Source organism: Streptomyces sp. NPDC042259 (genome assembly GCF_055582085.1).
Genome location: NZ_JBVJDW010000007.1, coordinates 302,767 through 316,175 on the forward strand (window position 1 = coordinate 302,767; position 13,409 = coordinate 316,175).

The 13,409-nt window shown below is 73.1% G+C and carries 8 protein-coding genes; 7 read left to right on the forward strand and 1 reads right to left on the reverse strand.

The features are described 5' to 3' along the window. The first annotated feature begins 236 nt into the window (after nt 1–236). The 6 genes from hisC to ACZ6MA_RS21185 all read left to right on the forward strand — a co-directional run bounded on the left by hisC (nt 237) and on the right by ACZ6MA_RS21185 (nt 11,167). Nucleotides 237–1,313 (forward strand): histidinol-phosphate transaminase, encoded by a 1,077-nt coding sequence (gene hisC, locus ACZ6MA_RS21160; protein ID WP_469435428.1) that lies wholly within the window; start codon nt 237–239, stop codon nt 1,311–1,313. 477 nt (nt 1,314–1,790) lie between these two features. Continuing rightward, the gene (locus ACZ6MA_RS21165) at nt 1,791–3,365 is read left to right on the forward strand and encodes a cytochrome ubiquinol oxidase subunit I (RefSeq protein WP_469435429.1); all 1,575 of its coding nucleotides are present in this window, start codon (nt 1,791–1,793) and stop codon (nt 3,363–3,365) included. Nucleotides 3,366–3,389: 24 nt separating this feature from the next. After that, nucleotides 3,390–4,403, forward strand: coding sequence for a cytochrome d ubiquinol oxidase subunit II (gene cydB / locus ACZ6MA_RS21170; RefSeq protein WP_469435430.1), 1,014 nt, complete (start codon nt 3,390–3,392; stop codon nt 4,401–4,403). Between the two features lie 125 nt (nt 4,404–4,528). Further along, on the forward strand, nt 4,529–8,161 hold the full coding sequence (cydD, locus tag ACZ6MA_RS21175) for a thiol reductant ABC exporter subunit CydD (protein WP_469435431.1): 3,633 nt from the start codon (nt 4,529–4,531) through the stop codon (nt 8,159–8,161). Between the two features lie 79 nt (nt 8,162–8,240). After that, nucleotides 8,241–9,929 carry a GAF domain-containing sensor histidine kinase gene (locus tag ACZ6MA_RS21180; protein WP_469435497.1) on the forward strand — a complete coding sequence of 563 codons (1,689 nt, stop codon included), beginning with the start codon at nt 8,241–8,243 and terminating at the stop codon, nt 9,927–9,929. A 170-nt stretch (nt 9,930–10,099) separates the two neighbouring features. Next, nucleotides 10,100–11,167, forward strand: coding sequence for a M23 family metallopeptidase (locus tag ACZ6MA_RS21185; RefSeq protein WP_469435432.1), 1,068 nt, complete (start codon nt 10,100–10,102; stop codon nt 11,165–11,167). Between the two features lie 210 nt (nt 11,168–11,377). On the opposite strand, the gene ACZ6MA_RS21190 is transcribed toward ACZ6MA_RS21185, so the two are convergent. After that, nucleotides 11,378–12,253 carry an HAD family hydrolase gene (locus tag ACZ6MA_RS21190; RefSeq protein WP_469435433.1) on the reverse strand — a complete coding sequence of 292 codons (876 nt, stop codon included), beginning with the start codon at nt 12,251–12,253 and terminating at the stop codon, nt 11,378–11,380. A gap of 142 nt (nt 12,254–12,395) precedes the next feature. On the opposite strand from ACZ6MA_RS21190, the gene ACZ6MA_RS21195 reads away from it, so the two are divergent. Next, nucleotides 12,396–13,295, forward strand: a complete 900-nt coding sequence (locus tag ACZ6MA_RS21195) for an LLM class flavin-dependent oxidoreductase (protein ID WP_469435434.1) — start codon at nt 12,396–12,398, stop codon at nt 13,293–13,295. Nucleotides 13,296–13,409 lie beyond the last annotated feature (114 nt).

Genomic DNA, 13,409 nt, shown 5'->3' on the forward strand with positions numbered 1-13,409 from the left:
GGGATGCGCGCCACGGCGCCCGCCACCGGCGCGCGGGGAAAATGGGAGCGCTCCCCCGGCGCGGGAAGCCGTGCCGTACGGATACGGCGGGCCCTGGCCGCGCGTACGCCCGCCGCACTCGATGCTGGACGCCGCCCGGGGCAATCCTCTTAAGGTGTGCAGTATTCATGTCCGCTATTCGTGTGCGCTTTCCCCGTGCGGCGCCCGCGCGCACGGGATGTCGAGGAGGACCTGCGGTGACCGAGAAGACCCCGAAGCTGCGCGCCGCGCTGGACGGCGTTCCCACCTACAAGCCGGGCAAGCCGGCCGCCGCCGACGGCCCCGTCGCGTACAAGCTGTCCTCCAACGAGAACCCCTATCCGCCGCTGCCCGGGGTGCTGGAGACCGCGATCGAGGCCGCGGGCTCCTTCAACCGCTACCCCGACATGGCCTGTACGGGCCTGATGGCGGAGCTGGCGGAACGTTTCGGGGTGCCCGTCACGCACATCGCCACCGGTACCGGATCGGTCGGCGTCGCGCAGCAGTTGATCCAGTCGACGGCGGGCCCCGGTGACGAGGTCATCTACGCCTGGCGCTCCTTCGAGGCGTACCCGATCATCACGCGGGTCTCGGGTGCCACGCCCGTACCGGTGCCGCTGACCGACGGCCATGTGCACGATCTGGAGGCGATGCTCGCCGCGATCACCGACCGGACCCGGCTGATCTTCGTCTGCAACCCCAACAACCCCACCGGCACGGTCCTGCGACGGGCTGAGCTGGAATCCTTCCTGGACCGGGTGCCGTCCGACGTGCTGGTGGTGCTCGACGAGGCGTACATCGAGTTCATCCGCGACGAGCACGTCCCCAACGGCATCGACCTCTACCGCGACCGGCCGAACGTCTGTGTGCTGCGTACCTTCTCCAAGGCGTACGGGCTGGCCGGGCTGCGGGTCGGTTTCGCGATCGCGCACGAGCCGGTCGCGGCGGCGCTGCGCAAGACGGCCGTGCCGTTCGGCGTGACGCAGCTCGCGCAGGACGCGGCGGTCGCCTCGCTCCGCAACGAGGACGCGCTGCGCGTACGGGTGGACGCGCTGGTGGCGGAGCGGGCCCGGGTGGCCGACGCGCTGGCCGCGCAGGGCTGGGACCTGCCGGAGTCGCAGGCCAACTTCGTCTGGCTGCCGCTGGGGGAGCGCTCGCAGGACTTCGCGGCCGCGTGCGAGCGGGCGGGCGTGGTCGTACGCCCGTTCCCGGAGGGCGTCCGGGTGACGATCGGCGAGACCGAGGCGAACGATCTCTTCGTACGGACGGCTGAGACGTTCCGCAAGGAGCTTTAGCCCTCCCGGCGGGACCTTCGCCTTACGGGCCGGGCCGTGCCGTGCCGCCTGCGGCGGCGGGGCGCGTCTTGCCTGGCCCGGCGGATGCTCGGCTGCGGGCCGTCTTGGCCGCCTGCGGCGGCGAGCGCCCTGCGGGCGCGTCCTCAAGCGCCGGACGGGCTTGATTGAGCCCGTCCGGCGCTTGAGGACAGAGCACGGCAGCCCGTCCGGAGCTTGAGGACACCGCCGCGCAGCGGTGGTGCGGGCGCCTGGCCGGCGGAGGTCCGGCGTCAGAGGGCACCGCACAGCCGCCCCCCGGACCCGCAAGGGCCAAACGGTACCCCCCGGTGATTGTCCGAAAAACCGGTGCGCCATAATGCTTGTGAATGTGAACGCGTTCACAAGCTCGTCTTTTATGCCCCGCTTTCACTGGGGCAAAGAGGTGCAAAACCATCGGGGCGGAAGCCGCCGGTGACGCGAGAGGCAAGGAGAGACCACGTGAACCTGGCTCTGGCGCCGGAGACGCTGGCGCGCTGGCAATTCGGCATCACCACCGTCTACCACTTCCTCTTCGTGCCGCTCACGATCAGCCTGGCGGCCATCACCGCCGGGCTGGAGACGGCCTGGGTGCGCACCGGCAAGGCCAAGTACTTTCACGCCACGAAGTTCTGGGGAAAGCTCTTCCTCATCAACATCGCGATGGGCGTGGTCACCGGCATCGTGCAGGAGTTCCAGTTCGGCATGAACTGGTCGGACTACTCGCGGTTCGTCGGTGATGTCTTCGGGGCGCCGCTCGCGATGGAGGCCCTGCTCGCCTTCTTCTTCGAGTCGACCTTCATCGGGCTGTGGATCTTCGGCTGGGACAAGCTGCCCAAGAAGATTCACTGCGCGTGCATCTGGATCGTCGCCGTCGGCACGATCCTCTCCTCCTACTTCATCCTGGCCGCGAACTCCTGGATGCAGCACCCCGTCGGCTACGCCATCGACAAGGCGACCGGCAAGGCCCGGCTCACCGACATCTGGGCGGTGCTGACGCAGAACACCACCCTGGTCGTGGTCTTCCACACCATCACCGCGGCCTTCCTCACCGGCGGCGCGTTCGTGGTCGGCATCGCCTCCCTGCACCTGTGGCGCGCCAAGCGCAGGCAACTGCGCGGCGAGGAGCTGGGCGAGAAGCAGCGGCACCAGGTCGGGGCGATGCGGACCTCGCTGCGCGTCGGGCTCGTCGTCGCGGTCATCGCCGGGCTCGGCACCGCGATCAGCGGCGACAGCCTCGGCAAGGTGATGTTCGAGCAGCAGCCGATGAAGATGGCCGCCGCCGAGGCGCTGTGGGAGACCAAGGCACCGGCGCCGTTCTCGGTGTTCGCGGTGGGCGATGTCTCCAAGGGGCACAACAGCGTCGAGATAGAGATCCCCGGCGTGCTGTCCTTCCTCTCCCACAGCAACTTCACCGACGCCGTCCCCGGCATCAACGACATCGCCGCACGGGAGGCCGCCCGCTACGGCGGTGCGCCCGAGGACTACATCCCCAGCATCTTCATGACCTTCTGGGGCTTCCGCCTCATGATCGGGTTCGGGATGACGTCGTTCGTGGCCGCGCTCATCGGGCTGTGGACCACGCGCAAGAAGTTCTGGCTGGCCCCCCGCTTCCGCACCGGCGAGAACGAGGTCCCGCGGCTGATGCTGACGCGGACCCGCGAGATGAGCCCGTTCTTCACCACCTGGTCCTGGCGCATCGGCATCCTCACCATGGGCTTCCCGCTGATCGCCAACTCCTTCGGCTGGATCTTCACCGAGATGGGCCGTCAGCCCTGGGCCGTCTACGGGCTGATGAAGACCGGCAACGCTGTCTCACCCGGCGTCAGCCAGGCCGAAGTCCTCACCTCCATGGGCATCTTCACGCTGCTGTACGGGATCCTCGCCGTCGTCGAGGTGAAGCTGCTGGTGAAGTACGCCACGGCCGGTCCGGACACCGACGAGAAGCCGCCCACGAAGGACCCGAGGCTGCGGCTCCCCTCGCCGGGGGCCGACGGGCCCGAGGACGCCGACAAGCCGATGACCTTCGCGTACTGACGCGGCGGAACGGAGACACCGACCATGCACCTCCACGACCTCTGGTTCCTGCTGATCGCCGTCCTGTGGACGGGCTACTTCTTCCTCGAAGGCTTCGACTTCGGCATCGGCGTCCTGACCAAGCTCCTCGCCAGGGACCGCGCGGAGCGCCGGGTGCTGATCAACACCATCGGGCCCGTCTGGGACGGCAACGAGGTCTGGCTGATCACCGCGGCCGGCGCGACCTTCGCGGCCTTCCCCGACTGGTACGCCACCCTCTTCAGCGGCTTCTACCTGCCGTTCCTGCTCATCCTGGTCTGTCTGATCCTGCGCGGCGTCGCCTTCGAGTACCGCCACAAGCGGACCGGGGAGCGCTGGCAGCGCAACTGGGAGCACGCGATCTTCTGGGGCTCGCTGCTGCCCGCCTTCGTGTGGGGCCTGGTCTTCGCCAACATCGTGCGCGGGGTGCCGATCGGGCGGGACAAGAACTTCGCCGGTGACGTGCTCGATCTGCTGAACCCCTACGCCCTGCTGGGCGGTGCCCTCACGCTCGTGCTCTTCACCTTCCACGGCGCGGTCTTCGCGACGCTGAAGACGGTCGGCGACATCCGTCACCGGGCGCGGTCCCGGGCGACCGTCCTCGGCATGACCTCCGCCGTCCTCGGCGTGACCTTCCTCGGCTGGACGCAGATCGAGTCCGGCAACGGCCGCAGCCTCGTGGCGCTGATCGTCGCCGGGGCGGCCCTGGTCGCGGCGCTGGCCATGAACCACTTCGGGCGCGAGGGCTGGACCTTCGCCTTCTCCGGGGTGACCGTCGCGGCCGTCTTCGCCCTGGTCTTCCTGGCCCTCTTCCCGGACGTCATGCCGTCGTCCCTCGACCCGGCCTGGAACCTCACGGCGGCCGACGCGGCCTCCAGCCCCTACACGTTGAAGATCATGACGTGGGTCGCGGTGCCGATGACTCCGCTGATCATCGGGTATCAGGCGTGGACGTACTGGGTCTTCCGCAAGCGGATCGGCACCCAGCACATTCCCGCTGCCGCCGGCACCGTCCACTAGGCCGTGTCGTGTCGTCCCGCACCACCGCTGCGCGGCGGCGTCCTCAAACGCCGGACGGGCTGGATTCGGTCCGCTCACGTGCCCTCCCGCCAGGACCTTCGACCTCGACCGAGGACTGATCGCGCATGAAGCCCGTCGACCCCCGACTGCTCAGGTACGCCACCGCGACCCGCTTCTTCCTGGTCGCCTCCGTCGTGCTCGGGCTGGCGGGGGCCGGCCTGGTCATCGCCCAGGCGATGCTGATCGCCGACGTGGTGACCGGGGCGTTCCAGCACGGGCGCACCACCGGTGATCTGGGCGCGCCGCTCGCCCTGCTGGCCGCCGTCGCCGTGGGGCGGGCGGCCGTGTCCTGGCTCACCGAGCTGGCCGCGCACCGCGCGAGCGCGGCGGTCAAGTCCGAGCTGCGGACCCGGCTGCTCGCGCACGCGACACGGCTGGGGCCCTCCTGGCTCGCCACGCGGCGCACCGGCGAGCTGACCGCGCTCGCCACGCGCGGAGTGGACGCGCTCGACGACTACTTCGCCCGCTATCTGCCCCAGCTCGGCCTGGCGGTCGTGGTGCCGGTCGCGGTCCTCGCCCGGATCGTCACCGCCGACTGGGTCTCGGCGCTCGTCATCGTCCTCACCCTGCCGCTCATCCCTCTCTTCATGGTCCTCATCGGCTGGGCCACCCAGTCCCGGATGGACAAGCAGTGGCGGCTGCTGAGCCGGCTCTCCGGGCACTTCCTCGACGTCGTCGCCGGGCTGCCCACCCTGAAGGTCTTCGGGCGGGCCAAGGCGCAGGCCGAGTCGATCCGCTCCATCACCGCCGACTACCGGCGCGCGACGCTGCGCACGCTGCGCCTGGCCTTCCTCTCCTCCTTCGCCCTGGAACTGCTGGCCACACTGTCGGTCGCGCTCGTCGCGGTCGGCATCGGCATGCGGCTCGTGCACGGCGAACTCGACCTCTCCACCGGCCTGATGGTGCTGGTCCTGGCGCCGGAGGCGTATCTGCCGCTGCGGCAGGTGGGCGCGCAGTACCACGCGGCGGCGGAGGGGCTGGCCGCCGCCGACGAGGTCTTCGCCGTCCTGGAGACCGAGCCCGCCCCGGCCGGCACCCGGCCCGCACCGGACGCGCGGAGCGCCGCGCTCAGCGTCGAGGCGCTCGTGGTGCGGCACCCGGGGCGGGCCGCACCGTCGCTGCCCGAGGTCTCCTTCGAGGTGCGGCCCGGGGAGACGGTCGCGCTCGTGGGGCCGAGCGGCACGGGCAAGACGACCCTGCTGAACGTGCTGCTGGGCTTCGCGCGGCCCACGGCCGGGCGGGTGTGCGTGGGCGGTGCGGACCTGTCATCGCTCTCCCCCGAAAGCTGGCGGGACCAGGTGGCCTGGGTCCCGCAACGACCTCGTCTGTTCGCCGGCACGGTCGCCGAGAACGTCCGGCTGGCACGGCCGGACGCCACGGACGCGCAGGTGCGGGACGCACTGCGTGCGGCCGGTGCGCTCGACTTCGTCTCCGTGCTGCACCACGGCACTGACACCCGCCTCGGCGAGGACGGCGCCGGGCTCTCCGCCGGCCAGCGCCAACGCCTGGCGCTGGCCCGGGCGTTCCTCGCGGACCGCCCCGTGCTGCTGCTCGACGAGCCGACGGCGAGCCTGGACGGCGAGACGGAGGCCGCCGTGGTGGCGGCCGTCCGACGACTGGCCGAGGGCCGCACGGTGCTGCTGGCGACCCACCGCCCGGCGTTGCTGGCTGTAGCCGACCGAGTGGTCCCCCTGCCGTTGGCCTCCGGCCCGGTTGTGCACTCCGAGGCGGTCGGTATCCGGCCGGGCGGTTCGGTCGTATCGGATGGCCGCCTCGCCGGTGGTTCTGTCGACATGGGGCCGGTCGCGCCCGGGGCGCCCGCCGCGGGTGGTCCGGCCGTGCCGGCCGGCCACGGCGGTGGCGCGGCTCGCTCCGCCGATGCCCGGGCAGGCGTCGCCGAAAGGGCAGCCGCGCCCGGCGGGCCCGGGCCGCGGGCCCGGGCCCTCGCCCGGGTGCGGGCCGCCGGCCGGCCCTGGTGGGGGCGGTTCGGGCTCGCGTTGGTGCTCGGGAGTCTCGCGCTCGGCAGCGCCGTCGGGCTGATGGGGGTCTCCGGGTGGCTGATCTCACGGGCCTCGCAACAGCCGCCGGTGCTCTATTTGATGGTCGCCGTCACCGCGACCCGTGCCTTCGGGATCGGCCGGGCCGTCTTCCGTTACGCGGAGCGCCTGGTCTCGCACGACGCCGTGCTGCGGGCCCTGGCGGGGCTGCGGGTCGAGGTGTACCGGCGGCTGGAGCGGCTGGCCCCGGCCGGGCTGCGGGAGACGCGCCGCGGTGATCTGCTGTCCCGGCTCGTCGCGGACGTGGACGCGCTGCAGGACTACTTCCTGCGCTGGCTGCTGCCGCTCGGTACGGCCGTCGTCGTCGGTGTCGCCTCGGTGGGGTTCACCGCGTGGCTGCTGCCGGAGGCGGGCGCGGTGCTCGCCGTCGGTCTGCTGGCCGCCGGGGTGGCCGTGCCCGCGCTGTCGGCCGCGGTCGCCCGGCGCGCCGAGCGCCGGCTGTCACCCGCGCGGGGCGTGCTGGCGACCCGGGTGGTGGATCTGCTGGCCGGGGCACCGGAGTTGACGGCGGCGGGCGCGCTGCCCGCCCGGCTGGCCGGGGTGCGGCACGCCGACGGGGTGCTCACCGGTATCGCCCGGCGCGCCTCGGCGGCGGGGGCGCTCGGCGCCGGGCTGTCCGCCCTGGCTTGTGGGCTGACCGTGGCCGCCGCCGCCTGGGCGGGGGTGGGGGCCGTGCACGACGGCCGGCTCGGCGGGCTGTGGCTCGCGGTCGTCGTGCTGATGCCACTGGCGGCCTTCGAGGCGGTGTCGGCGCTGCCGCTCGCGGTCCGTTACCGGCAGCGCGTGTGCCGTTCCGCCGAGCGGGTGCACGAGGTGCTGGACGCCCCCCTGCCGGTGCGGGACGGCTCGCGGCCCGCACCGGATTCCCCGTTCCCGCTGCGCGTCAAGGAGTTGACCGCCCGCTACCCGGGCCAGGAAGTGCCGGCCCTGGACGGGCTGTCGTTGGAGCTGGTGCCGGGACGCCGGGTGGCGGTCGTGGGCCGGTCCGGTTCGGGCAAGACCACGCTCGCGCAGGTGCTGTTGCGTTTCCTGGACGCCGAGTCCGGGGCGTACACACTGGCCGGGGAGGACGCCGCCGCCATGGACGGCGACGCGGTGCGGCGGCTGGTGGGGCTGTGCGCGCAGGACGCGCATCTCTTCGACAGCTCGGTGCGGGAGAACCTGCGGCTCGCGCGGCCGGACGCCCACGAGGAGGAGCTGCGCGCGGTGCTGCGGACCGCACGGCTGCTGGAGTGGGTGGACGGCCTGCCGCGCGGGCTCGACACTCTGGTCGGCGAGCACGGGGCGCGGATGTCCGGCGGGCAGCGGCAGCGGCTCGCGCTGGCCCGGGCGCTGCTCGCGGACTTCCCCGTGCTGGTGCTGGACGAGCCCGCCGAGCACCTCGACCTGCCGACCGCCGACGCGCTGACCGCCGATCTGCTGGCGGCCACCGAGGGCCGGACGACGGTGCTGATCACCCACCGGCTGGCCGGGCTGGCGGCGGTCGACGAGGTGATCGTGCTGGAGCGGGGACGGGCGGTGCAGCGGGGTGCGTACGAGGAGCTGGCGGCGGCGGACGGCCCGTTCCGGCGGATGCTGGAACGGGAACTGGTGGCGGACACCGGCCGTAACGCTCTTTCCCTGACAAATGGTACTTACTAGGCTCTGGGGCATGGCAGCGACGGAAGAACCCCCCGCGGACGCCGCGGGCACCCCCGGCGGTCGGGAGGCGCCGCGGCGCATGGACCCCCTGGAGATCGCCACGGAGGCCACCCGCAGCCTCCAGGGCATGTCCACGGAGCTGAGCGCACGGGTGCCGCAGCTGCTGGAGGCCATGCGCTCGGTGGGCACCGGGCTGGAGCTGCACAGCGTCCTCGACCGGATCGCCGCGACCGCCGCCGATCTCGCCGACGCCGAGTACGCCGCCATCGGGGTCATCGACTCCAGCGGCGAGGGGCTGGCCGACTTCATCACCTACGGGGTCACCGAGGAGCAGCACCGGCGCATCGGTGCCCTGCCCGACGGCCACCACGGGCTGCTCGGCGCGCTCATCCACCAGCCCGCGCCCGTCATGCTCCAGGACCTGGCCAACGACCCGCGGTCGTCCGGTTTCCCGCCGGAGCATCCGCCGATGCGCAACTTCCTGGGCGTGCCGATCCGTGTCGAGGACGAGATCTTCGGCAACCTCTATCTCACCGAGAAGCGCGGTGGCCGCGAGTTCAGCATCGCGGACCTGCACATGGTGAAGATCCTGGCGACCGAGGCGGGCATCGCGATCGGCAACGCGCGCGTGTACGAACAGGGCCGTCAGCGGATGCGCTGGATCGACGGTTCGGTGGCCGTCACCACGGCCCTGCTGGCGGGCAACGACGCCGAGGACGCGCTCGCGGTCGTCGCGGAACAGGCCCGGCGGCTCGCGGACTCGGCGGCGGGCATCGTGCTGCTGCCCGACGGCGAGGGCGGGCTGGAGATGGTGGCGGTCTCCGCCGACGAGCCGGCCGGGCTGCTGGGCACGGTGATACCGCCGCACAGCCCGGTGGTCTCCCGGCTTCTCGCGGGGGAGCCGGTGTTCATCGACGACTCGGCGACCGACCCACGCATGATCACCGAGGTGGCGCCCCGGTTCGGGCCGAGCATGCTGCTGCCGCTCAAGAGCGGCGACCGGGTCCTCGGCACGCTCGCGACGCCCCGCGCGCGTGGCGCGCGGAAGTTCACCGACGCCGAACGCACCCTGGCCGGACAGTTCGCCGCGCAGGCGGCCCTCGCGCTCGTCATGGCCGAGGCCCAGCGCGACCGGGAACGGCTCGCCGTCTTCGAGGACCGCGACCGGATCGCCCGGGACCTGCACGACCTGGTCATCCAACGGCTGTTCGCCACCGGGCTGATGCTGGAGGGCGCCGCCCGCAAGGCCGTCGTCCCGGAGGTGCGGGAGCGGATCGGGCAGGCGGTGGACGAGCTGGACGTGACCATCCAGGAGATCCGCACCGCGATCTTCGCCCTGCAGCAGGGCCCCGGGGAGGCGCCCGCCGGGCTGCGCACCCGGGTGCTGCGGGAGATCGGCACGGCGGCCGTGCCGCTCGGCTTCCAGCCGTCCGCGAACTTCGTCGGCCCGGTCGACGCGAAGGTCGGCGAGCTGACCGGCAAGAACCTCATCGCGGCCCTGCGCGAGGCCCTCTCCAATGCCTTCCGGCACGCCCGGGCCTCGCGTATCGAGGTGGTCGTCGACGCGACGGTCACCCTGCCGGACGGGCGGGAGGCGGTCCGGCTGACCGTCGCCGACGACGGGGTCGGCATCCCGGAGGGCGGCCGGCGCAGCGGGCTGCGCAATCTCGCGAAACGGGCCGAGTCGCTGGGCGGCTCCAGTACGTACGGGCCGGGGATCGGTGCGGACGGGAGCGGCACGCGGGTGGTGTGGGAGGCGCCCCTGTAGGCCGTCCGGAGGGCGCCGGCGGGCCGTCGGCCGCTCTTGTAGCGGTACCGGCTCCCCCGAACGGGCTTGAGCGGGGGCGTGTCGGTGGCGGGCGGGAAACGATCGCGTTCATGCGAAGTCCGTACCGTTTTTCCCGCTGGTCTCGCTGGTCCCACCGACATCGTGTCGCCGTGTGGTGTGTGCTCGGTGTGGTGGTCTGGCCGCTGGGGGTCCCGGATTCCTCCGCCGCCGCCGGCCGGCCGCCGGACCGGCTCGTCCGCGTCAGTTCCACGGTGTTCCGGCTGGCGGAGGAGGCGGGGCGGGCGCGGCAGCGGTACGAGAGGGGGGTGCGGGAGGCGAAGGAGCAGTCGGCGGACGTCCGGAGGCTCACCCGGCAGCTGCGACAGCAGCAGATCGTGTCGTCGGCGCTGCGCGAGGACGCCGGGGCGGCGGCGCGGGCGCAGTACCGCACGGGCGGTTTCACGGCCGCCGGTGCCCCCGCGGCGGCCTCGGGCGGACCGATGGAGCTGCTGGACCGCCAGTCGCCCGCCGGGCGCCGCCGGCAGCTGCTGGCGGCGTCGCTGGGGGAGACCGACCGCAGGAGCCGGGAGCTGGCGGCCGCCGAGCGGGCGGCGGCGGCCTCCTGGCCCGCCGCCGAGGAGGACGTCGCGCGGCTGCGCGCGAAGCGCCGGGTGGCCGACCGGCGGCTGACGGCGGCGCGCGGCGAACTGAACGCCACGGCGCGCGGCGCCGTCGCCCGTGGGCGGTGCGAGCCGGTCGACCGCGAGCGGTTCACCACCGCGGCGGGCGCCTACGGCCCGGCCGCCGTGGACACCGCGGGGGCGGCCGAGGACGCGGAGTGGGCGCGCCCGGTGGTGTCCTACGAACTGTCGGCCGGCTACGGCCGTTCGGGCGGCAACTGGGCGAACGGGCACACCGGGCAGGACTTCGCGGTCCCCACCGGCACCCCGGTGCGCTCGGTCGGTGCCGGGACGGTGGTCTCCACCGGCTGCGGCGGCCCGTTCGGCATCAGCCTGGTGATCCGCCACTCCGGCGGCTGGTACTCGCAGTACGCCCACCTGTCGGCGCTGTTCGCGGCCCCGGGGCAGCCGGTGCGCACGGGCGAGTGGATCGGGCTGTCCGGAACCACCGGAAACTCGACCGGCCCGCACCTGCACTTCGAGATCCGCACCAAGCCGGAATTCGGCTCGGCCGTCGACCCGGTGGCGTGGCTGCGGGCCCGGGGCGTGCGGTTGTAGGCACGTGTGTACCGCCTGCGGCGGCGGGGCGCCTCTCGCCTGGCCGGCGGATGCTCGGCTGCGTGCGGGCCGTCCCCTGCCGCCTGCGGCGGCAGGGCGCCCTGCGGGCGCGTCCTCAAGCGCCGGACGGGCTTGATGTGGCTGACCTCAGCCAAAACCAGCCCGTCCGGCGATTGAGGACACCGCCGCGCAGCGGTGGTGCGGGCCTGCCTAGGGGAGACCCCGCAGGATCTGCTCGATGACGGCCGCGACGCCGTCCTCCGTGTTGGCGGCCGTATGGCCCGTGGTGGCCGCGAGGACCTCCGGGTGGGCGTTGGCCATGGCGTACGACGTGCCCGCCCAGCCGAGCATCTCCAGGTCGTTCGGCATGTCACCGAACGCCACGACCTCCTCGGGGGCTATGCCGCGCGCGGCGCAGCACTGGGCCAGGGTGCTGGCCTTGCTGACGCCGAGGCCGCTGATCTCCAGCAGGGCGGTGGGGCTGGAGCGGGTGAACGAGCCGTGCGCGCCGCCCGCCGCCCGGGCCCGGGCGAGGAAGTCGTCGGGGCCGAGGTCGGGGTGGTGGGCGAGCAGTTTCAGGATCGGACCGGTCGGGGCGTCGTCGGAGGACCCGTTCGCCAGCAGGTGCTCGGCGGAGTCGATGACCGAGCCCGGGTCGAGGTAGAAGGGCGGGTACCGGGTCTCGTAGCGGATGCCGGTGGTGTGCTCCACGGCGAAGGAGACGCCGGGGACGGCGGCGCGCACGCTTTCCACCGCGGCCAGGGCCTCGGACCGCGCCAGCGGGCGCACCTCGACGAAGCGGCCCCCGTCGTGCAGGTCGACGACCGCGGCGCCGTTCGCGCAGATGGCCAGGCCGTGGCCGTGCACATGGTCGCTGACGACGTCCATCCAGCGGGCCGGGCGGCCGGTGACGAAGAAGACGTCGATGCCCGCCGCCTCGGCGGCGGCCAGGGCGGCGACGGTCCGGTCGGAGACCGTCTTGTCGTCGCGCAGCAGGGTGCCGTCGAGGTCGGTGGCGATCAGCCGGGGCGTGGCGGCTGGCCGGCGGAGGGCCGGGGTCTCGGGCTGCTCGGTCGCTGAAGTCACGCTCCCATTCTCGTTGACAGACGGGCGCGATGGCGCACAAGTGTGCCTTTGGCCCGGCGGGCCGCGTCAGCGCGTGCCCCGGGGGAAAACGGTGGCAAGCCCCACATCCAAGGCCGGCCGGCCAGGCCGTAGGCTCGGTTCCATGCGACTGAGCACCGTGATCCTTCCCGACCGCCGCTGGTCCGAGGGCGGCCGCGATACCTGGCAGCGAGCCGAGGAACTGGGCTTCCACACCGCTTACACCTACGACCACCTGTCCTGGCGCACGTTCCGTGACGGGCCCTGGTTCGGTGCGATACCGACCCTGACGGCCGCCGCGGCCGCGACCTCGCGGCTGCGCCTGGGGACGCTCGTCACCTCCCCGAACTTCCGGCACCCGGTGACGCTCGCCAAGGAGCTGATCTCCCTGGACGACATCTCGGGCGGCCGTATCACGCTCGGGATCGGCGCGGGCGGCTCCGGCTTCGACGCCACGGCCCTGTCGAAGGACGGCGGGGGCGCCTGGACGCCCCGGGAGCGCGCCGACCGCTTCGCGGAGTTCGTGCCGCTGCTGGACCGGCTGCTGACCGAGGACGTCGTCACGGCCCCGGGCGAGCACTACTCCGCCTTCGAGGTCCGCAACATCCCCGGCTGTGTGCAGCGGCCCCGGCTGCCCTTCGCGGTCGCCGCGACCGGCCCGCGCGGGCTCAGGCTCGCCGCCCGGCACGGTCAGGCGTGGGTGACCACGGGTGACCCGAAGATCTCCGAGACGGGCACCCCCGCCCAGTCCCGGGAGGCCATCGCCGGGCAGATCGAGAAGCTCGGCACGGCCTGCGCGGCCGAGGGCCGGGACGTCGCGGAGCTGGAGAAGGTGCTGCTCACGGGCTTCACCCCGGACCGGCCGCTGGCCTCCGTGGACGCCTTCGTCGACTTCGCGGGCTCGCACGCCGAGCTGGGCTTCGACGAGATCGTGGTGCACTGGCCGATCGCGGACTCGGTGTTCGCGGCGGACGTCGACGTCTTCGAGAAGATCGCCACCGAGGGCCTCGCCCAGCTGGGCTGACGGGCCGGACGGGCGCACGGGCGTCCGGGGCAGGGTCCTCGACCCGCTCCGGGCGCCCTTTGTCTTGCCGATCGCAGAGGTGTTTATCCCGTTATGGGTGGTCGAGGAGGGAGA

Excerpts from the sequence above, each read along its gene's own strand:
- cydD (WP_469435431.1), top strand. The coding sequence starts at position 4,529 with ATGAAGCCCGTCGACCCCCGACTGCTCAGGTACGCCACCGCGACCCGC.
- cydB (WP_469435430.1), top strand. The coding sequence starts at position 3,390 with ATGCACCTCCACGACCTCTGGTTCCTGCTGATCGCCGTCCTGTGGACG.
- ACZ6MA_RS21195 (WP_469435434.1), top strand. The coding sequence starts at position 12,396 with ATGCGACTGAGCACCGTGATCCTTCCCGACCGCCGCTGGTCCGAGGGC.
- ACZ6MA_RS21180 (WP_469435497.1), top strand. The coding sequence starts at position 8,241 with ATGGACCCCCTGGAGATCGCCACGGAGGCCACCCGCAGCCTCCAGGGC.